We start from the raw sequence: 20,280 nt of genomic DNA on the forward strand, positions 1-20,280 counted from the left end.
ATAAAAGAGAAATTCTATGCAACAAGATAAAGTGAATTTACTTGGGTTAAATCAAAAAGCTATGGAAGAGTTTTTTGTTTCTATAAATGAAAAAAAATTTCATGCAAGGCAAGTTTTTAAATGGATACATAAGAAAGGAGTCATTGATTTTGATAAGATGACAGATCTTGGTAAAAATTTGCGTAATAAACTACAGGAAACCTCAGAAATATTTATTCCTAAAGTAGTTTTTAGTAAAGCATCGAAAGATGGTACGCATAAATGGCTAATTGATGTCGGTGGAAGTGCTGTTGAAACAGTTTTTATTCCAGAAGATGGTAGAGGCACCCTCTGTGTATCTTCACAAGTTGGATGCACTTTGAATTGTAGTTTTTGCTCTACTGGTAAACAAGGGTTTAATAGAAATCTTTCATCTGCCGAAGTTATTTCTCAGCTTTGGATAGCTGCTAGAACCTTATCAAAAAATAATGGCGAACATGATTTTAGTGTTACAAACATAGTTATGATGGGTATGGGTGAGCCATTGATGAATTTTGAGAATGTGGTTCCAGCTATGGATATTATGATGGATGATTTAGCATATGGGCTATCTCGACGTAAAGTGACTCTTAGTACATCTGGTGTTGTTCCTAGAATATATGATTTACTTGAGCAATCAGGAGTGTCTTTAGCAGTATCATTACATGCAGCGACTGATTCTTTACGTAATGAGATAGTACCGATCAATAAAAAGTATAATATTGACGAACTTCTTGAAGCATGTAAACTTTATGCTGAGAAAGGTCCTCATAAGCACATAACATTTGAGTATACATTGATGGAAGAAGTTAATGATAATTTATCAGATGCTGAAGGGTTAGTTGAATTGTTACGCTCTCGAAATGTTCCAGCTAAAATAAATCTGATTCCATTTAATCCATATCCAGGAACACCATATAGGAAGCCTAGTAATAATCGTATCCATAGATTTAAAGAGTATTTACAACATAATGGTTTTGTCACTACAGTAAGAAAAACTAGAGGTGATGATATTGATGCTGCATGTGGACAGTTAGCTGGTGATGTTATGGATAAAACAAGTAGAAAACAAAGATATTTAAAGAAGCTTGGTGATAAGAATGCAGGCTAGTTTTAAAAGAGCTTTAGTTACTATAATATGTTTTGGGATGCTAACTTCGTGTTCTACTCCTAATAGTTCTAACAGTAGTTCAAGCCCTCAAGTTCAAAAGGATAATAGAAATCAAAATGTAGAAGAGGTCAATTATTCTTTTGATAATAGCTCTTTCCCCAAAGCTAACTATAAAGAAGCAACGAGAATTAATTCTGAATTAGCTATAATATACTCTACGGAAGGGTATCTTGAAAGGGCTAAGACTAAGCTTATAAAAGCACAAGAGTTAGCAAAAGAACATGATAATAATTTGGCAATTGTAGATTATGCAGGTGGATATTATTATCAAAGCATAGGAGCGAATACAATTGCTGAAAAATACTACAAAAGAGCTCTTGATAATCATCCTAAAGACTATGAAGCTATGAATTTTTATGCTCAGTTTTTATGCATGCAAGAAAGTGACTATAGTCGCGCTCAAGAACTCTTTGAAGAATCATTGTTTATGTCAAATAATAATGATATGGCTCAAACATTATTTTTATACTCTCAATGTATGTATAAACAAGGTAAAAAAGATGATGCTCTAGCGTATATGAAAAGAGCAGATAAGTTTAGAGAGGACTATAAGGCAGCCAAATTAAGATTAGCACAAATGTATTTTGAACGGGGTGAGTACAAAGAATGTTATAAGGTTATTTATGGCATGAAGAATGACACAGCGTTTTTTAATAATAAGCTTATTCTAGATATGAGGTTAAAGTTGGCAGAGTATGCGAATAATAAAAATGAAGCTGCGGCTGTAAGACTAGTTTTATCTTCTAATAACTATAATGATGAGGATATTGAAAAATTCTTTTCAGCAGCAGATCAAAAGGATATAGATGAAAATGCGTAGAATTAATCAAATGAGTGAAAGTACTCCAGAAAGATTACAGAAATTACTAGCAAAATATGGCATAGGTTCGCGTAGAAAGATAGAGGAATTTATCCAACAGGGAAGGGTACGTGTAAATGGTAAAGTAGCGACTCTAGGAGATAAAGCTACAGATAAAGATAAAATTAGTTTTGATGGAAAAGCCTTACATTTATATGGTCAACCTATGACTAGACCAAGAGTCATTATTTACCACAAAAGAGAAGGTGAAGTCTGTACTAGTAAAGATGAGAAAGATAGAAAGACTGTTTTCGATTCGCTACCTAAACTAGCTAAGTCACGTTGGATAATGGTAGGACGGTTAGATATCAATACTACAGGATTATTGCTTTTTACGACAGATGGGGATTTAGCTAATAGAATGATGCATCCATCTTATGAAATCGAAAGAGAATATGCTGTAAGAGTTTTTGGTCAACAATTATCAGATGAAACTTTAAGTAAGTTTAAAGAGGGAATACAACTAGAAGATGGCTTAGCCAAGTTTAACAGTATAAAATTTTCTGGTGGTGAAGGAGCAAACCTTTGGTATTATGTAACTTTATCTGAAGGGCGTAATAGAGAGGTTAGAAGAATGTTTGAGGCTGTAGGTGTTACAGTTAGTAGACTAACTAGAGTTAGATTTGGAGATATTGTTCTTCCTAAGTTTGTTGCAAGAGGAAAAACACTAGAACTTAATCCTTCAGAAGTTAATAAACTGAGAAAATCTGTTAAGTTAAAAGAATATAAGTTTCCTAAAAAACTAGTTGAAAGATTAGAGAAAAAATAATGGATTTTGTGCGTCAAGTAGAAGATGTTTTTGATATTGATATCTGGGAGTTGAAGCCAGCATATAGTTCTATAAAACAAACTCAAAGTGAAATCATAGATGAAAATTCTCACGATGCAACAACAAAAGAGCTGGAAATTATCTACACTAATATGGTAGATAGTTCTAAAATTATAAACATACTTTTAAGTGATAAATTAGATATTGGTTTTTTAAAACAAGTTGTTAATAGTTTATTTTTTAAGTCCAGTGTATCTATATATAAATCTAATGATATTAAAGATTTTAATGATTTAAAGGGGATTAATCTTTCAGAAAAAGACTTTATCTGTGATAATTGTGAGTTATTAAAGATTCAGAATAAAAAAGCGATATTATCAAATTTATACAAGTATGCAGATTTTAGAGCTTGATATTACATTTCTAACAAAAACAATTCAGCTAGTAAGAGCTACTGATAAAGATTTTAGCTGGTCAGATAAACAAATCGAAGATTCATTAACTAATGACACCGTTTTAGGTTTAATGATTGATAGTGAGCTTGCTGCTATTGCTATTTTTAACTATATATTTGAAACAGCAGAACTTTTGTATATATGTGTTGATACGGCTACGCAAGGTAGAGGAGTTGCATATAAGCTTTTGAAATATTCAATTAATCATCTTGCCAGCAAAGAAGTTAAAGAAATATTATTAGAAGTCGATATCAATAATACTAAAGCTATATCTTTATATAAAAAAGTCAATTTTATTGAGGTATCATTGCGCAAAAACTATTATAAAAAAGCTAATGATTATTTCAGTGATGCTTTGATTTACCGATTAAATATATCAAATTAATTTTGCCTATGCTATATTAACGCCTAAAGACAACAGGGGTGCTATCTTATTCGAATAAGATGGCTGAGAAAATAACCCTTTGTACCTGATCTAATTAGTATTAGCGTAGGGAGTTTGTTTGATTATTTTCTATAAATATCATTCAAATTCTTATTATTTAACTTAGAAATAATAGGAGATTAACCGTGGAATATTTAGGTTATATAACTTTAAACATATCATTAGTAATATATTTTATTCATTTTTTACCACAAACCATCCATAATCAGTTCAAGCATAAGACATTTGAAATTAGTCTCTGGACTCATTCGTTAATGATATTTGCTAATTCTCTAGATCTTATATATGCGATAGGGTTTAATATGCAATGGCAATATATCTTAGTTGATATTATTCTTTTAAGCTTTTTAACAGTCCAGCAACTTCAAATCTTAAATGACAGAAGGCAGAGAAATATATTTATACATACTGTGTTTATTTTGTTATTCTTACTGATTGTTATTTATATAGTCAAATTTATATCGCTGAGCCAACAGACTTTGTTATGGAGTGGCTCAATTAGTGGGGTAATATATAATGTATATTGGTTACCTCAGATATATAAAAATTTTCGCCAAAAACAAGCAGAAGGGTTTAGTATATTCTATTTAGGGCTTTCTGTACTTAGTCTTATGTGTGATATAAATAGTGCTATATTTTTAGGATGGCCTATTGTATCTGTAATAGTATCTAGTTGCCTACTTATTTTGGTATCTATACAAATTATTCAATATTTCTATTATAAAGGAATGCTTTCAAAGCAAATATTAAATACTTCTATAAACTAGAGTTATAGAACATCACGTGTTTTATGTTAAAATTAGTGATTAGTATTTTTAGAAAAAATTAAAGTATGAAAAAAATTATTAAATCTTTAGTGTGTATATTAGCTTTAGGTGCTTGCTCTCTAGTATTTGCATTGGATAATACCTCAAAAACATATACAGCTTATTCAATTGGTGATGCACTGGGTAAAGCTTCACATAAAAGTTTTAGTGCTATGAATCAAGAAATTATTAAAAAAGACTTCATCTCAGGTTTTGATGATACTATTTTAGATCATAAACCTGATATAAATAAAATTTCTGATAAAGATTCTTATGAAGTGGGAATGATTATTGCAACTCAATACAAGTCAAAACTAAAAAAGATGATTGTTATAAACAAACAAAATTGTGAAGAGTTTATTAAAGGCTTTGATGATGGGGCTAATAGTAAAGATCAGTCTTTAACCTCAGAAGATAAAGAGATATTAAAACATTTCAGAATTTCAAAAGATGAAGACAACTAGATAATATCAACTAAATATGGTTGATAAATATATTCTGCTACTTTATTCTTAAATCTAACTAACTCAAAGTCTTAAAATATATAAATAAAATGCAAAGCTTAAAAGATATTCAGAAGTTAATTAAACAAGATATTGAAAATAACAATGAGTTTATAATCAACTCTCTTTCATCAGATGTTGTTCTTATCAATCAAATTAGTCACTATATCATAAATAGTGGTGGCAAAAGACTTAGGCCTTTGTTAGTGATGCTATTTTCTAGAGCTCTAAATTATACTGGCAAAGATCATCTAGCATGTGCTGCAATTATAGAGTTTATTCATACAGCAACTCTTCTACATGATGATGTAGTTGATGATTCGCACCTACGTCGAGGCAAAAAGACAGCTAATAATGTTTTTGGCAATGCTGCAAGTGTATTAACCGGAGATTTTCTATACTCTAGAGCTTTTCAGATGATGGTAGGTTTAGATAATATGCAAATTATGCAAATATTAGCAGATGCTACTAATAAAATATCGGAAGGTGAAGTGCTTCAACTATTAAACGCTAGAAACATTGATTTGACAGAGGAAGATTACACTAATGTCATATATTGTAAAACCGCTAAATTATTTGAAGCATCATGTGAGTTAGCTGGTGTAATTAGCCTTGATAGGCAAAGTTATAGTAAATTTCAAAATAGTATTAAAAACTATGGTGTCTATTTGGGGAATGCTTTTCAGATAGCTGATGATGTATTAGACTATGTTTCTGATGCAGAAAGTCTGGGTAAAAATATTGGTGATGATCTAGATGAAGGTAAAATGACGCTACCAACGATTTATGCGTTAGCAAATACTTCAAATCAAGAACAACAGAAAATAAAAGAAGCCATTGAAAAAGGAAACTATGACATAAACGAAATTATAGCTATAGTTAAAAATAGTGGCGCTGTTGAATACTCTTATCGAGTTGCATGTCAATATGCTGATAAAGCAAAAGAATCGATAAGTTTCTTACCAGAATCAGAATATAAGCAAGCTATGATCTTGCTGTGTGATTTAGCTGTGAAGAGAAAAAATTAGTTATTATTTAAAATCTTTAAGTGTAATTTCGAAAGTTAACGCTTGATTAGGTCCTATTGTAGCAGGCGCTCTAGTTCCATAAGCTTTGTTTGGAGCACAGTATAATATAAAAGTAGAACCATTAGGCATCTTAGGAATAGCGTCTTTCCAACATTCTATTAGGTTTCTAAGAGGAAAGGTTGCGTTTTCACTTGAGTCAAAACTTGGTCCTATGAGTTTACCTTCTTTTACATCATTAAGCTTTGATTTGTCGTCCTCATAAGCTATTACTGGTGTTGTTCCTTTGTAAGCAATAGTTACTGTGCTATCTGCGGAAGGTTTTTTACCATCACCTTGTTTAATCATTTGGTAGTAAACACCATCATTTACTTCGACAGCATTATCCATTTTAGCAATTTGCGACATGAACTCATCTGATTTGACCTTATTTAGCTTAGCTATATCTAACTGCTTTTTAATCATCCTATCTTTTAGAGTTTCCATATTTCTTCTAATTTGACTTTCAGAAATTCTAGGCTTCTCATTGTTGAGAGCATCAGCAAAACCTGCGACTGTTTGTTTGTCATATAGCCCAAAATCTTGTCTAGCAATTCCAGACCCAACCTGGTATCCGACTACATAACTTGCATCAGAACCCATTTTTAAACTGTTATTAATTGAAGTATCCTTTGTTTGAGTTTGAGTTTGAGTTTGAGTTTGAGTTTGAGTTTGAGTACTAGTAGCTATAGCTTGAGTTTTAGTCTCACTAGTTGTTTCTTTTGTTGAGCATGAACCAATTGCTATTCCTAGGACAGTACATGACATTATCGCAACTATTTTTTTTAGTTTCATCTTATCTCCTTATTTATCTTTGAATATCATCTTTTGTGATATTAAAAAAGTCAAAAAGCTCTTTATCTAACATTTGAGATGGAGAAATATTTGATAGAGCTTTGAATATAACATTTTTTCTTTCAGGGTTGTTATTCTCCCATCTATTAAGCATATCTTTTATAAATACTCTTTGCAAATTATCTTGTGAACCACATAGGTTACAAGGAATTATCGGGAAATTTTTTAGTTCAGAATATTCTAGTGTTTCTTTTTCACTTACAAAAGCAAGGGGACGAATTACAATATTACGTTTGTCATCACTTAATAATTTCGCAGGCATTGATTTAATAGTGCCGTTATAAAAGAGATTTAAAAAAAATGTCTCTATGACATCATCACGATGGTGTCCTAAAGCAATTTTTGTAATATTGTTCTCCTCAGCAAAATCATACAGAATGCCGCGCCTCATTCTCGAGCATAATCCACATGTAGTTTTACCATCCGGTATAACTCTTTTGACAACACTATAAGTATCTCTTTCAATGATATTAAATTCTATATCTTTAGTTCTAAGATAATTAGGTAAAATCTCTTCAGGAAATCCTGGTTGCTTCTGATCCAAGTTTACAGCTATGATATCAAATTTTATAGGAGCTTTCTTTTGGAGTAATAAAAGCATTTCAAGCAAACAGTATGAGTCTTTACCGCCAGATAGGCACACCATTATTTTATCGCCATCTTCAATCATGTTGTATTGATTAATTGCTTGGGCTGTTTTTCTAAGTATTTGTTTTTCTAGCTTTTTTAAAAGTTGTTTATTAGTTTCTGTCATTTTTTTCTAAAATCATCTTTTTTAGTTCATTAGGTATTTTTTGTAATCTTCCTGTCTTTGTATTGTAACATGCAAGTTTAGCACTTGCTTTTGTAATAACTTGTTCATTATTAATTAAGCGTATCTCATAATCAAATTCGATGCTTACTGCACCAATTTTAGTAATATGTTGAGTTACTTCAATCTTATTAGGGTGTAGTAGTGGTAAGATGTATTTACAGGTTTGTTCTGTAATTACAAGTTGGATAGAGTTTTGAGTGGCCCAAGACATTAATCCACTATTTTCATATGCCCATGTTGTTCTAGCTTCTTCAAAATAGTTAAAGTAGGTACAGTTATTTACATGTCCATATTTATCAGTGTCAGCAAAGCGAATATTTACAGTATGCTTAAAAATATTTGATTTCATAACTTACCTTTAGAAAATATATGACAGTAGGGGTTTGCGAGGTACTTCACAGTTTTGTAATTGTATAGCATATTTTTGAGCTACATCAGCGGTTTTACGGGCATAGTTTTTTAAGAATGAATTATTTCTATGACTGCCTCTTCTATATCCTCCAATACCCTCATGGTATGCAAGATATAAATCATAAGTATTTGTTTTACTTATACCTGTTTTATTATGGACATTGTTTAAATACCAACCTATGAAATCTACAGCATCAGCATAATCAGAACGTGAGACAAAAGATTGTTTAGTTTCTTTCTTGTAATGCTCCCATGTGCCATCTAGAGCCTGTGCATAACCATAAGCGCTGGATGCTCTACCTTTTGGAATAAAGCCAAAATAATATTGCATAGAAGGTTGTGCATCAGCCCTGAATGAAGATTCTTGACGTACGAATGCCATTTGTATATTTAGAGGTATCCCCCAACGATCGTAGGAGTCTATCATGTCGTAGTACCAGTCAGGATATTGGTGGATTATACTACACGCATTGTTTATATTTTTTGGAGGCTCTGTTGAGCAAGAACCCAAGAGTAATATGACTGTGGTAATCAGTATTAGTTTTACTATCTTTTTCATTATAAATTCCTATAAAAAACATCCACAACTTTATCTTGGAATCTACGAGCATTGTAACGATCAGAGTACTTGAGATCATTTAGCATGATCGAAAATGAGATGCGATGGTTTTTTGCAGTTAAAACATAGCCTGATAGTGTTGATACTCCAGATAATGTACCTGTTTTTGCATGTACTCGACCAAGCAGTTTGCCTCCCATTCTATATGCGATGGTACCACTTATTCCAGATGAAGGTAGGTAATTATAGAATTGTTTACCAACTTTACTGTTAAAAGTTTTAGTCAAGAAATCAACCATAAATTCAGGACTAACTCTATCCAGATGTGATAATCCAGATCCGTCATACATAGTCAAAGCAGACGTGTCTAATCCTAGTTTTGAATATAAGATGCTTTGAACAGCTTCAGTACCCGCTTTAGTTGAGCCAATTCCTTTTTCTTGTAAACCAATAGTATTTAGTATAGTTTCTGCATATAAATTGTCAGAGTGTTTAAGAGTTTGGTCAAAGAAGTGTCCAATTGTTGCTGATCTTGTTGTTATTTGTGATTCATAACCAGCTGGAATATCACTAGCAATAAGTACCTTACCATGTTTTACTCCACTAGAACTTAAAAAATCATTAACAGTATCTACTGTCTTTAAAGCAGGGTTTCTAATTGCCAGTTTAAACATTTTTTCAGCTGTTCTAGATAAATATCCACTTATATATACCACGTTATCATCATTCATTGATAAAATCGTAGCCTTTGTTGCACTTGTATATTTAGCTGAATTTTTTATGTCAATGTTGCTAGCATTGCTAAGCTCTACAACTCTAGTAGTTAAACTATTTGGATTTTTAACTAGTTTTATAACAGTACAGTTTCTATTTAATGTAAAGCTAGAAGCCGGTGCACCATAGCATAATGTTTTATCTTCTTTAGACCAACCCCTAGGGATATATGGTCCTGAAAATACACCAACAAGATATACATCGCCTGTAATTTTAGATATTCCTTTTTCTGTTTTTATCTTTCTTATCAATGATGATAACTGACTACCAGTAAGGGCTGGATTACCAGTAAATTTTATATACATATCACCATAGAGAGTATGGTTTGATATTCTATTAGATGGATACATAACAGTAGTTGTAAATCTAAAGTTACTAGGAATAGCAAATAATCCTGAGACGATTGTAAATACCTTATTATTACTTGCAGGTTTCATTGATCTGTTTTCAGCATAGGCATACAGATCAGCACCTGTCATAGTTCTTTGGGCTGCTACAGCAATTTTAGCATTAGATAAGTTATACTTTTTTACAAGAGATTGTATTTCGCTACGAGTAGATGCGTAAGATAGGTTTGCGCTTGCTACAAATATAGATATAGCTACTAAAAGCTTAGTTCTTTTTATCAAAGTGATAAACCTATATATGTTTCTAATTTCTTAATTTGGAATAATAGCATTTTATACACTATAAATATAGTGGGGGTACTGTGTAATATATAGATAGGTTTTGGGTTAGTGTAAATAAGTTGTAGCTATGTTGCATTTATATTGTTATATGGTAGAATGATAGCCTGTAAATTTGTCTATCAGCTTTGGGTAAAGAGCTGTAGTTTTGTTAAATTTAAATTAAACTGGCATTTAAGTGAGGTGAGAGGGTATGCCAAGCGTTAGAGTTAAAGAAAGAGAACCTTTTGATGTTGCTCTTAGAAGATTTAAGAGATCTTGTGAGAAGGCTGGAATAGTATCTGAACTACGTCGTAGAGAGTACTTTGAAAAGCCAACTTGGGCACGTAAAAGAAAGAAAGCTGCTGCTGTCAAAAGAGCTTACAAGAGCAATATGATGGCTAGAAGGTAGTATATTATTTAATTCACCGTTGAGAGTTTAACTCTCCCTTTCACTAGGAATTCTTTTTTAAAATGTCACAAATTTTTGATCAATTGACTCTTGATATGAAAGAGTCAATGAAAAATAAAGATAAAAATAGATTAACTACTATTCGTATGGCTATGTCGGCCATTAAGCAAAAACAAATTGATGAGAAAATTGATATTACAGATGATATTGTTACAGTTGTAATAACAAAAATGATCAAGCAAAGACAAGACTCTTATAATCAATACATACAAGCAGAAAGAGCTGAGCTTGCAGAGGGTGAAAAAAAAGAGATTGAAATCTTGACTAAATATATGCCCAAACAGCTTAGTGATGAAGAGGTTGTGACTATTGTTCAAAAAGCAATAGAATCTGTTGGAGCTACCTCAATGAAAGAAATGGGTAAAATAATGGCTAGTGTAAAAAAAGAGCTTGCTGGTAGAACAGATATGAGTAAAGTGAGTGCTATAGTAAAGTCAAACTTATCTTAACTTTTAGATTTTATCAGTATGGCAAAAAAGATTTCAAATAGTTTTATAAAAGAGCTTGTTGCAAGTGCTGATATTGCAGATGTTGTGTCTAGATATGTCAACCTCAAGAAATCTGGAAAAAATTATAAAGCATGTTGTCCATTTCATAATGAAAAAACGCCTTCATTTTATGTTAATACTCAAAAGAAATTTTTTCATTGCTTCGGGTGTGGTGTATCTGGAGATGCCTTAACTTTCGTTAAAAAAATAAATAATTTAGACTTCGTAGAAGCAGTTAATAATTTAGCAGAGATTGTGGGGAAACCCATTGAATATGAGAATTATTCACAAGAAGATTTGCAAAGAGAACATCTTTTTAATAAGTGTATTGGTTTTTTAGCGATAGCTCAAAAATATTATCGTTGGAATCTTGGTAATTCAGTATCAAAAGAAAAAGCTATAGAGTATCTTAAGAAAAGAGGAATCGATAGTGGATTAGCTAAAGTGTTTGGTATTGGATATTCATCGGAAGGTTGGAATAATATTACCCAGCTTGCTAAATCTGTCAATGTATCTGAAGATATATTAATTGATACAGGTCTTTCAATAAAGAGTGATAAAGGAAATGTTTATGACCGTTTTCGCAATAGAATAATGTTTCCTATAAGAAATATTCAAGGAAGCGTTATTGGTTATGGCGGTAGGGTGATTGATGATTCTGATACAGTTAAATACTTGAACTCTCCAGAAACTATAGTTTTTCAAAAAAATAATATTTTGTATGGATTATATGAATATAGAGAGAGAAAAAAACAACATCCTGAGTTGGCAAATCAAAGTCTTATTGTTGTAGAGGGGTATATGGATGTTGTTGGGTTGGCTCAATATGGTTTTTATTCTGCTGTGGCAACGTTAGGAACAGCATTTTCACAAAATCATGCAAAAATATTATTCCGTGAGAGTAACTCAGTGATACTTTGCTTTGATGGCGATAGTGCTGGACAAAACGCGGCTATCCGAAGTATTAAAATAATTTTACCTATTTTAGATGGTAATAAAAAACTTAGAATACTTACTCTAAAGGAAGGAAAGGATCCTGACGATTATATCAAAGAACATGGGTTGATAAGTTTCCAGAGTGAACTAGATAACTCTTTGTTGGTTTCAGATTTTATAATAAGACATATAATAGGCAATAGAGATATTTCTAAAGCTGAGTGTAAAGCAGAAATTTTGGAGAATTTAAAAGATTTTTTATCTGATGTTGATGAAAATATTTATTCAGAGAGTATTGTATCAACCGTCTCAGAGAAAATAAATATTAGTTCTGATCAAGTAAAAAGATTAATCAAGCTAGGAAAGCAAAAATTTAGTATTGATACTATGAATAAGAGTAATCATATGATTAAGCAAAAAAGGCTTTCAAAAAATATTTTACTTGAAGAGGTAGTGTTAGCTGAAATTTTTGTTAATATTGATGATTTTCGCATTCTACTAAAAGAAAATGACTTTGAAATATTTTCTACTTCAAAAAATCTTGATATTCTTGTAAAAAGCTTGAAAATTTTAAAAGAAGACTCATCTAATCAAATAGAAACTGTGGTATTGATACAGTTTTTGGCAGAGGACTATCCTGACTATAGAGAGTATTTCTTTGAGTTATTGAGTTATGGCATTAACAAGGCTAGAAAAAAATCTGATGGTGAACAGTATTGCAGTCAGATATTAAATGACTTAAAAAGGGTTGAAGCTAATAGTGTAAAAGAGCAGCTTAATCATTTAGGGTCTCTACCTTTTAGGACAGATGTTCAAGAGATGGAACGTAAGTATTTAGTAGCAAAATTAGGTAATAAAATATAAAAAATTCTATTGGAGTATTAATAGATGACAAGAGAAGATTTACTTTCTGATCTAAAAGATTTGATAGTTGATGGTAAAGAAAGAGGTTATTTAACTAGAGCAGACATTCTGGATGCATTACCAGGAGATGTGTCAGACGATCCTAAAAAGTATGAAGAAATAGAAGCTATACTTATAGATGCTGGTATTGATGTTTATGATAGAACTCCTCAATTAGATGAAGATGATGAACGAAAAGTAAGTGAGGCGAACTTAGATGATTTGAAAGGTAAGACTTCTGATCCTATCCGTATGTATATGCGAGAAATGGGTATAGTAGATCTTTTAGATAAAAAAGGTGAGACTGATATCGCCATCAGAATCGAAGAAGGTACTACGGAAGTTTTTAGTACTATTTTGAGTTACCCAATAGTTATTAAAACTTATATTGAACGCTTTCGTGAATTAGAAGAAAAAGCTGATGATTACATGTCATCACAAGATATTGAAGATGAGTCTGTAGCTAAGTATATTCGCTTTAATGAAATTATAGCGGGCTTCAGTGATGAGCAGATTACAGAAGAAAAAGTTGCGGAAGATGATCATGATGAGAAGATTGATACTCAAAGAGCATATAATTTCTTTGTAAACCTTGAGAAAATGTTTGAGGAGTACCAGGAAAAACCTAATAAAAAGCTATATAACAAAATAGTCAAAGAGTTTGAATGTTTAAGGTTATCTACTTCTCACTTGCAGAAATTGGTTGACTACATTAGACTCCCTTATGCTCGAGTTAAAGAGTTCGAGAGAAAAATACTTAGATTGTGCGTAGAAAGATCAAAAACTCCTCGTCAGGAGTTTATCAAGGTATATGAAATTGGCTCTGTTGAGTGGCTGGAGCCTTTAACTAAAAAATATAAATTTACAGATAATACTATCAAAGAAATTAATAACTTAACTAAGCAAATTAATCAATTTCAGACTCTGATGATGATGAAAGTTGAAGAACTTAAAAAAGTTAATGTTGAAATTTCTAAGAGTGAAGCAAAAATTACTCAAGCTAAAAAAGAAATGATAGAAGCAAACTTAAGACTAGTTGTTTCAGAGGCTAAAAAATATACTAATAGAGGTTTGCATTTCTTGGATATTATACAAGAAGGTAATATTGGTCTAATGAAGGCTGTTGATAAGTTTGATTACAGAAAAGGTTTTAAGTTTTCAACTTATGCAACTTGGTGGATTCGTCAGGCAATCACTCGTTCTATTGCGGATCAAGCTAGAACAATTCGAGTTCCAGTTCATATGATTGAAACTATCAATAAAGTTAATAGAATTAAACGTCAAATACTTCAAGAGAAAGGACGCGAGGCTACAGAAGAGGAGATTATTGAATACACTCCAAATATGACTAAGGATAAGCTTAAAAAAATTCTTAATATCTCGCATACTCCTATTTCTATGGAGAGTCCAATTGGTGATGATGAAGATTCAACAGTAGGTGACTTTATTGAGGATAAGAATAATTATTCCCCAATTGAGGCAGCAAACTTAGAGAACTTAAGAGAGGCTATTAAGGAGCTTATTGATACGGGTTTAACTGAAAGAGAAGCAAAAGTTCTTATGATGCGTTTTGGTATTGGTATGAATACGGACCATACTCTTGAAGAAGTAGGTAAGCAGTTCAATGTAACCAGAGAACGTATTAGGCAGATTGAAGCAAAAGCTCTTAGAAAGCTAAAGCATCCATCAAGATCGGCATTCTTAAAAACATTTTTATAAATTTTCTTATTAATAAACTTCTCAACTAAAATGGCTTTTTATACTTAGCTGTGCTATATTTTTGCTAATTTTTATTTACTCAATTTTATGATGAAAAAAATAGTATTATTATTTATACTAATATCAAGTATCTTTAGTCTTAACAGCTGTTTATTAATTGGAGCAGGTGTTTATGGTGTTGATCAAGCTGCGTCATACTCTGAGAACCTTGACTACTCTGTTATAGATGTTAGCAATTCAGTTTTGCACGTTCTTAGGGAAATGCCAGGTGTCACTATTACTAAGAATATTATAACTAATCAAGCATCAGAGATTGATGGCGATGTTAACTCGGAGAGATTCAAAGGGACGTTTAGTATTAGTGTGACTAGAATAGCTGACAATTCATCAACGTTATCTATTAAGTACGATATATTTGGTGATAAAGTTCAATCGAAAAGATTCTTAAGAAATGTTAAAGAAGATCTGCATAAAAATGCAGCTTGAAATAAATAATTAAATCTTGGTTAAGCTTTAATTAGTTTTATAAACTCATCGACATATTGTTTTTGAACTATTTTAGTATCAATGTTATCGATAAAGTCCGATAGCTGGCACATCTCTAAATCACTATATCCACAGGGGTTAATATAACTAAATGGCGTAAGATCCATTTTAGTATTTATAGCAATGCCGTGGTAGCTTTTACCTTGCTTTATTCTTAAGCCAAGAGAAGCTATTTTTTTATTATCAATATATATGCCATGGGCATTCTCAATAATGTGAGGGTCAAGATTATAGTGCTTTTGAAGTATATTGATACAGGCTTGCTCTACTACATCAACTAATTTTTTTGCACCAAGTTTATTTCTTTTTATATCAAGCATAAAGTATATTACAACTTGACCAGGACCGTGATATGTAACTTGTCCACCTCTATCGGTTTCAACAATAGGTATATTGTGCGGATTTAGGATATGTTTGGATTTGCCATGTTTTCCTTGTGTAAAAACACTCAGGTGTTCAACAAGCCAAATCTCATCCTTAGTAGTATTGTCACGTTCGGTTGTGAAATCAGCCATTCGTTCAAAAACATTAGAGTATGGCTGTAATCCTAAATCTCTAATTATGATATCTTCTTTCATAGAGTAACGATTATTATAAAACCATGTGTACTTCAGGATGGCTAGAAATTTCTTTGTAAATATTATCTAACTGTTGTTTGCTATCAGCTGTAAATATGGCTGTAATAGATATATATTTACCAGTTTTACTTTCTTTGGTATTAAAATCAATCTCATCATGTTTTGGAACATGTTTTTCAAAGACTTTAAGAATAAATTCAACAGTCTCTTTCTGTGGGTTTGCCATAATCTTTATTGGAAATTGACAGGGAAACTCAAAAAAAGTTTCTGGCTGATTACTGTTATTATCTTCAGACATTATAAATCCTCTTATTTTAGGGTTACCACCAACCTCTTTGTGATATATCATTCATAGATATCACTGGTACACTTGCTATTTTTTCTTTAGTGTCTCCAAGAGTTATGACTAGTTCACCTACTGGTTGTCCTTTTTTAATTGGAGCTTTTAATCCGGATGTAAACACAATACCTTGCTTTAAGAATGGAATATAAGTTTTAGGTACGGTTTTATAAATATTTTGAGTTGAGGCTACAGTTATCTTTTGTCCAGCTTTGGCGTTAGGGATGTTATCAGCACTTATTGTGACTGGAGAGTTAGCTTTGTATAATAAGACATTTTCGTACTTACTTATAGCATACCTCAATAATTTAGAAGATTCTGAATCTCTTTTAGCCGAGCTACTAGTACCAAGTACTACAGAGATGAATCTCTCGCCATCTTGTTTTGCAGAGGATACTAAGCAATAGCCAGCTGCATCTGTGTGGCCTGTTTTCATGCCATCAGCACCATCAAAAGTGAATAGAAGCCTGTTTCGATTGTTTTGAAGTACAAAGTTGTCGCCTTTAGGGAATAGTTTTGAGCACTTATCTTGAGCTTGAGAGTCTAGCCCTTTTGCAGTAAAACTCTCTAAAACATTACCGCTTGAACGATCAAATTTAGGTAAACATTGCTTGCGATCTGCTATACTTACAGATTCTTGCTCTGTAGCATTCCAAACCAAACCTCTGTCATCGTATATCTCATATGCTTCAGGGAAATTATATATGTAAGATCTAGCTAGTAATGCCATGTCATGCGCAGTTGTATACTGTTCTCCTCCAGGCAACCCATCTGGGTTGGCAAAGTGAGTATTATTCATTCCAATTGCTTTTGCTGTTTGATTCATAAGATCAGTAAATGCATCGGCAGTACCACCGATATATTCTGCTAAAGCTATAGTAGCATCATTACCCGATACAACATCCATTCCTGTTACTAAATTTTTAACAGATACTTTAGCTCCTGCTTTCACATACATTTTAGATCCGCCAGTTGAAGCAGCTTTTGCACTTATTGGTACCATAGTATCCCAACTAAGGTTTCCTGCTTTGATTTCACTGGCAACAATATAAGATGTCATGATTTTGGTCAAACTAGCAGGAGGTCTTCTCACATCCATATTTTTCTCACTAACTACATCACCAGTGCGATAATTCATAGCTACCCATGCTGGAGCATCTAGCTCAATATTTACAGGTCTTACTATTATATCTTTCTGTGCTAGTCCGTTACCTCCATTAAAATATGGGTCTGAGCTAGAAGAAATATTGGGTGCTGCGAATGCTGTAGTTGCAACCAAACTAGCTGTTAATAAAGCCATCTTTTTAAATTTCATAATTTTCCTCTTTAAACTTTTGTTAAAGTGTAACTTATTAAGTAATATCTCAGAGTATTTTAATATTTATAGGTTATAAATACAAAGGTTTTTATGATAGACTCTTGTATAGTGTATCAAGCGTTTATGCTTTAGCAAAAATATAGGAGAAATTGTTATGCTAAAAAATATACCTTGTGGAAAAGATATTCCTAATGATTTCAATGTTGTTATTGAAATACCCCAAGATAGTGATCCGATCAAGTATGAGTTTGATAAAGATAGTGACATGATAGTTGTTGACAGATTTATGTCATCTACTATGAGATATCCTTGTAACTATGGTTTCGTACCAAATACTCTTTACGATGATGGAGACCCAATTGATGTGTTAGTATTGGCTCCATATCCTCTTGCGGTAGGTTGTGTGATTAACTGTAGAGCAGTTGGTGTTTTCAAAATGGAAGATGATGGTGGTGTTGATGCAAAAATTATTGCAGTACCAAGCTCTAAATTAACTAAGGAATATGATCATATAAATGATGTTGATGATTTGCCTGTTTCTTTAAAACAAAAAGTTGAGCATTTCTTCACTCATTATAAAGATCTTGATTCTGGTAAGTGGGTAAAAGTTGATGGCTGGGATGATGTCGCTTTTGCTAAAAAAGAAATCGAAAAATCTGTAAATAATTATAAATAATTTCTTCTTTTGTTTTTAATATTTTAGTCTCTAAGTCATTTGTGATAATATTTCATATCGAATTCAATATTTTCATGAAATTTAGTATGAAGCAAAATGTCGTAAATAGTATTAAACTAGTAATCTTTGATGTCGACGGTGTCCTTACAGATAGTAGAATAATAATCTCAAATGACGGAAATGAGTTTAAAAACTTTAATGTTAAAGATGGTCTTGGTATCGTTCTGTTACAGAAATTGGGTATTAAAGTTGCAATTATAACTGGTAAAGAATCAAAGATTGTTCAGCAGAGACTTCAAAGTTTAGGTCTAGATCCCCAAGATATTTATCAAGGCCAAAAAAATAAAATCAAAGCATATGAAAGCTTAAAAAATAAATATAGTCTAAATGATCAGAATATTGCTTATATGGGGGATGATTTGCCAGATCTTGTGTTAATGAATAAGGTAGGGTTGTCTGCAACGCCTACAGACTCAATATCACTAGTAAAAGAATATGCAAACTATGTATGCCAAAATAATGGTGGTAATGCTGCAGTTAGGGAGTTTTGTGACTATATTATTAAGCAATCAGGTTTTTATGATAAGGTTATTAAAGATTTTATTGAGACTGGTGAGGTTAAATAAACAAAAATATGAAGTTTTTCACTAAGTATTCTTTATTTGCTAACGTACTTTCCATAGTCATTATTATCGTAGCTATGCTATATATAAGTTACAATGCTTTAGATGGTGCAAAACCATTAAAATCTAGTCAACAGAAGAATAGAGTTGAATTAAAGGCTTATGATTTTACATACAATAAATATGATGTAAAAGGTAATTTAGTAACGAATTACTTTTCAAAAGAGTTAAGACGCTATATTAATCAAGATTTATTTATGATTAATCTTACAGAAAAAAGTTATGATGATAAAACAGGCAAGTTACAGTGGCAAGTTAAGTCTAAGTATGGCTATATTCAACAGTTTACTGGTCAAAATTTGACTCACTTATATGATGGTGTTGATGCAATTATTTATACTAGTAATGATTCATCAGGTAATCAAACTAATGAGGGTAAAAACTCCTCTTTAGATAGAATCTTTATTAAAACTTCAGAGATGTTTTATAACTCTGGTTCAAAAGATTTTTATAATGCTAGATTTACAAAGATGTATGATCCTGAGACTGGTAACAATACAACCGGTATTGGAGTATCAGGAAATTCAGACTCAAAAGTTATAAGACTAGGTCAGAATGTGAGGAGTTATTATGCATCTAGTTAGAATGATAGGATTAACGCTACTAGTATTTGTTTCTAATGCTTTCTCAGAAACACAAGTGAATCAAATAGATGATGCTCTTCCGATGTATAATGCAGCAGCACAAGAAGATAGTGTTACTGATAATGAAAAAGAGGATAATTCTGAGAGCAATAGTTTGAAAGAATATGGACCGGTAACAATATGTGCCGATAGTGCTACATATGATGATAGTCAGCATGTTATTACCTATTTAGGCAATGTATTTGTAATGCAAATCCATAACAAGCATATACTTTGTCATAAACCTATAGCACCTAAAAAAGATGTTATTTATTTTGAAAGAGATGCAAATTTATCTCTGGAACAATTACAAGAGAGTTGGTTAAAAACAGCTAAACAACTATGTTCTGAACAAAAAGAATGTAACTTCATATCTGGACAGAGACTTGTAATAAATTTGGATGAGAATAAGAAACTGAAAACCTTCACCATGATTTCAGATGATAATCATAATTCCCAATTCTATACATATCCAACAAATTCAAACCCTGACTATAAAGATGTTAAGACTGCGACAAGAGGTCCTGTTGAGGGTAAGTCAAAAATGATAATCTATCATGTTGATGACAAGCATCTAGAAATGTACAGAAAGGCTGTAGCTTTCCAAAACGATAATGTTTATAAGGGTGAAAAAGTTATTTTTGATATTGAACATGATCTAATATCAATTCCTGGTAGTGAAAATAAAAGATCAACAATAATATTAGATGGAGTACAGAAACAGACTAAAATTGATACAGGTCTAACTCCTATTAGTGACTATGAGAAAGATAGACAAAAAGGAAGTGTTAGAGGCTTAAATACATATAACTCTACAACTTAATTAAAGC

General features: G+C 31.8%; 25 protein-coding genes and 1 riboswitch. Of the genes, 17 read left to right on the top strand and 8 right to left on the bottom strand.

Annotation, left to right across the window (positions count from 1 at the left end; translation table 11 throughout):
* The first annotated feature begins 16 nt into the window (after nt 1–16).
* From rlmN to FQ699_RS04655, 8 genes are all read left to right on the top strand, one after another.
* Nucleotides 17–1,129, top strand: a complete 1,113-nt coding sequence (gene rlmN, locus FQ699_RS04620) for a dual-specificity RNA methyltransferase RlmN (protein ID WP_013923196.1) — start codon at nt 17–19, stop codon at nt 1,127–1,129.
* Entirely contained in the window at nt 1,119–2,009 is an 891-nt protein-coding gene (locus FQ699_RS04625) for a CDC27 family protein (RefSeq protein ID WP_146421321.1), read from the top strand. The genes rlmN and FQ699_RS04625 overlap by 11 nt, the downstream gene beginning before the upstream one ends.
* On the top strand, nt 2,002–2,817 hold the full coding sequence (rluB, locus tag FQ699_RS04630) for a 23S rRNA pseudouridine(2605) synthase RluB (protein ID WP_013923194.1): 816 nt from the start codon (nt 2,002–2,004) through the stop codon (nt 2,815–2,817). Before FQ699_RS04625 ends, rluB begins: the two co-directional genes overlap by 8 nt.
* Nucleotides 2,817–3,230: a chloroquine resistance protein gene (locus FQ699_RS04635; RefSeq protein WP_146421322.1), complete on the top strand. Its 414-nt coding sequence runs from the start codon at nt 2,817–2,819 to the stop codon at nt 3,228–3,230. The genes rluB and FQ699_RS04635 overlap by 1 nt, the downstream gene beginning before the upstream one ends.
* Nucleotides 3,211–3,657 (top strand): GNAT family N-acetyltransferase, encoded by a 447-nt coding sequence (locus FQ699_RS04640; protein WP_146421323.1) that lies wholly within the window; start codon nt 3,211–3,213, stop codon nt 3,655–3,657. The genes FQ699_RS04635 and FQ699_RS04640 overlap by 20 nt, the downstream gene beginning before the upstream one ends.
* Nucleotides 3,658–3,681: 24 nt before the next feature.
* A riboswitch (TPP riboswitch) is annotated at nt 3,682–3,787 on the top strand.
* A gap of 55 nt (nt 3,788–3,842) precedes the next feature.
* Entirely contained in the window at nt 3,843–4,484 is a 642-nt protein-coding gene (locus FQ699_RS04645; RefSeq protein WP_146421324.1) for a PQ-loop repeat-containing protein, read from the top strand.
* 65 nt (nt 4,485–4,549) lie between these two features.
* Nucleotides 4,550–4,987: a hypothetical protein gene (locus FQ699_RS04650; RefSeq protein ID WP_146421325.1), complete on the top strand. Its 438-nt coding sequence runs from the start codon at nt 4,550–4,552 to the stop codon at nt 4,985–4,987.
* 89 nt (nt 4,988–5,076) lie between these two features.
* Nucleotides 5,077–6,054, top strand: a complete 978-nt coding sequence (locus FQ699_RS04655) for a polyprenyl synthetase family protein (RefSeq protein ID WP_146421326.1) — start codon at nt 5,077–5,079, stop codon at nt 6,052–6,054.
* 3 nt (nt 6,055–6,057) lie between these two features.
* Here the strand turns inward: FQ699_RS04655 and FQ699_RS04660 are convergent, their stop codons facing one another.
* From FQ699_RS04660 to dacB, 5 genes are read right to left on the bottom strand one after another with little or no spacing between them, the layout of a single operon-like run.
* Nucleotides 6,058–6,885 carry an FKBP-type peptidyl-prolyl cis-trans isomerase gene (locus FQ699_RS04660; RefSeq protein WP_146421327.1) on the bottom strand — a complete coding sequence of 276 codons (828 nt, stop codon included), beginning with the start codon at nt 6,883–6,885 and terminating at the stop codon, nt 6,058–6,060.
* Nucleotides 6,886–6,898: 13 nt separating this feature from the next.
* Nucleotides 6,899–7,699 (bottom strand): tRNA 2-thiocytidine(32) synthetase TtcA, encoded by an 801-nt coding sequence (ttcA, locus tag FQ699_RS04665; protein WP_146421328.1) that lies wholly within the window; start codon nt 7,697–7,699, stop codon nt 6,899–6,901.
* A complete protein-coding gene (locus FQ699_RS04670; RefSeq protein ID WP_146421329.1) occupies nt 7,686–8,108 on the bottom strand; it encodes an acyl-CoA thioesterase in 423 nt (140 codons plus the stop codon). Before FQ699_RS04670 ends, ttcA begins: the two co-directional genes overlap by 14 nt.
* A gap of 9 nt (nt 8,109–8,117) precedes the next feature.
* The gene (locus tag FQ699_RS04675) at nt 8,118–8,729 is read right to left on the bottom strand and encodes a transglycosylase SLT domain-containing protein (RefSeq protein WP_146421330.1); all 612 of its coding nucleotides are present in this window, start codon (nt 8,727–8,729) and stop codon (nt 8,118–8,120) included.
* The gene (gene dacB / locus FQ699_RS04680; RefSeq protein WP_013923184.1) at nt 8,729–10,132 is read right to left on the bottom strand and encodes a D-alanyl-D-alanine carboxypeptidase/D-alanyl-D-alanine endopeptidase; all 1,404 of its coding nucleotides are present in this window, start codon (nt 10,130–10,132) and stop codon (nt 8,729–8,731) included. Before dacB ends, FQ699_RS04675 begins: the two co-directional genes overlap by 1 nt.
* A 250-nt stretch (nt 10,133–10,382) precedes the next feature.
* Here dacB and rpsU point away from each other — a divergent pair, with 250 nt between their 5' ends.
* The 5 genes from rpsU (at nt 10,383) to FQ699_RS04705 (ending at nt 15,172) form a co-directional block, all read left to right on the top strand.
* On the top strand, nt 10,383–10,580 hold the full coding sequence (rpsU, locus tag FQ699_RS04685; RefSeq protein ID WP_013923183.1) for a 30S ribosomal protein S21: 198 nt from the start codon (nt 10,383–10,385) through the stop codon (nt 10,578–10,580).
* 62 nt (nt 10,581–10,642) lie between these two features.
* Nucleotides 10,643–11,089: a GatB/YqeY domain-containing protein gene (locus FQ699_RS04690; protein ID WP_146421331.1), complete on the top strand. Its 447-nt coding sequence runs from the start codon at nt 10,643–10,645 to the stop codon at nt 11,087–11,089.
* Between the two features lie 18 nt (nt 11,090–11,107).
* Nucleotides 11,108–12,928 carry a DNA primase gene (dnaG, locus tag FQ699_RS04695; RefSeq protein WP_146421332.1) on the top strand — a complete coding sequence of 607 codons (1,821 nt, stop codon included), beginning with the start codon at nt 11,108–11,110 and terminating at the stop codon, nt 12,926–12,928.
* Nucleotides 12,929–12,952: 24 nt separating this feature from the next.
* Nucleotides 12,953–14,686, top strand: a complete 1,734-nt coding sequence (gene rpoD, locus FQ699_RS04700; protein ID WP_013923180.1) for an RNA polymerase sigma factor RpoD — start codon at nt 12,953–12,955, stop codon at nt 14,684–14,686.
* Between the two features lie 87 nt (nt 14,687–14,773).
* The gene (locus tag FQ699_RS04705; RefSeq protein ID WP_146421333.1) at nt 14,774–15,172 is read left to right on the top strand and encodes a DUF3568 family protein; all 399 of its coding nucleotides are present in this window, start codon (nt 14,774–14,776) and stop codon (nt 15,170–15,172) included.
* 20 nt (nt 15,173–15,192) lie between these two features.
* Here the strand turns inward: FQ699_RS04705 and lipB are convergent, their stop codons facing one another.
* From lipB to FQ699_RS04720, 3 genes are read right to left on the bottom strand one after another with little or no spacing between them, the layout of a single operon-like run.
* Nucleotides 15,193–15,810 (bottom strand): lipoyl(octanoyl) transferase LipB, encoded by a 618-nt coding sequence (lipB, locus tag FQ699_RS04710; RefSeq protein WP_146421334.1) that lies wholly within the window; start codon nt 15,808–15,810, stop codon nt 15,193–15,195.
* Between the two features lie 13 nt (nt 15,811–15,823).
* Nucleotides 15,824–16,108: an HP0495 family protein gene (locus FQ699_RS04715; RefSeq protein WP_013923177.1), complete on the bottom strand. Its 285-nt coding sequence runs from the start codon at nt 16,106–16,108 to the stop codon at nt 15,824–15,826.
* A 22-nt stretch (nt 16,109–16,130) separates the two neighbouring features.
* Nucleotides 16,131–17,465: a D-alanyl-D-alanine carboxypeptidase family protein gene (locus tag FQ699_RS04720; RefSeq protein WP_146421335.1), complete on the bottom strand. Its 1,335-nt coding sequence runs from the start codon at nt 17,463–17,465 to the stop codon at nt 16,131–16,133.
* Nucleotides 17,466–17,622: 157 nt separating this feature from the next.
* Here FQ699_RS04720 and ppa point away from each other — a divergent pair, with 157 nt between their 5' ends.
* The 4 genes from ppa to FQ699_RS04740 all read left to right on the top strand — a co-directional run bounded on the left by ppa (nt 17,623) and on the right by FQ699_RS04740 (nt 20,273).
* Nucleotides 17,623–18,144, top strand: a complete 522-nt coding sequence (ppa, locus tag FQ699_RS04725; protein ID WP_146421336.1) for an inorganic diphosphatase — start codon at nt 17,623–17,625, stop codon at nt 18,142–18,144.
* Nucleotides 18,145–18,230: 86 nt separating this feature from the next.
* Nucleotides 18,231–18,770, top strand: coding sequence for a KdsC family phosphatase (locus FQ699_RS04730; RefSeq protein WP_146421337.1), 540 nt, complete (start codon nt 18,231–18,233; stop codon nt 18,768–18,770).
* Between the two features lie 8 nt (nt 18,771–18,778).
* Entirely contained in the window at nt 18,779–19,411 is a 633-nt protein-coding gene (gene lptC, locus FQ699_RS04735) for an LPS export ABC transporter periplasmic protein LptC (protein ID WP_146421338.1), read from the top strand.
* Nucleotides 19,398–20,273: an LptA/OstA family protein gene (locus FQ699_RS04740; RefSeq protein WP_146421339.1), complete on the top strand. Its 876-nt coding sequence runs from the start codon at nt 19,398–19,400 to the stop codon at nt 20,271–20,273. Before lptC ends, FQ699_RS04740 begins: the two co-directional genes overlap by 14 nt.
* Nucleotides 20,274–20,280: the final 7 nt, after the last annotated feature.

Source organism: Francisella salimarina, assembly GCF_007923265.1.
In the GTDB taxonomy this organism is placed as follows: domain Bacteria; phylum Pseudomonadota; class Gammaproteobacteria; order Francisellales; family Francisellaceae; genus Francisella; species Francisella salimarina.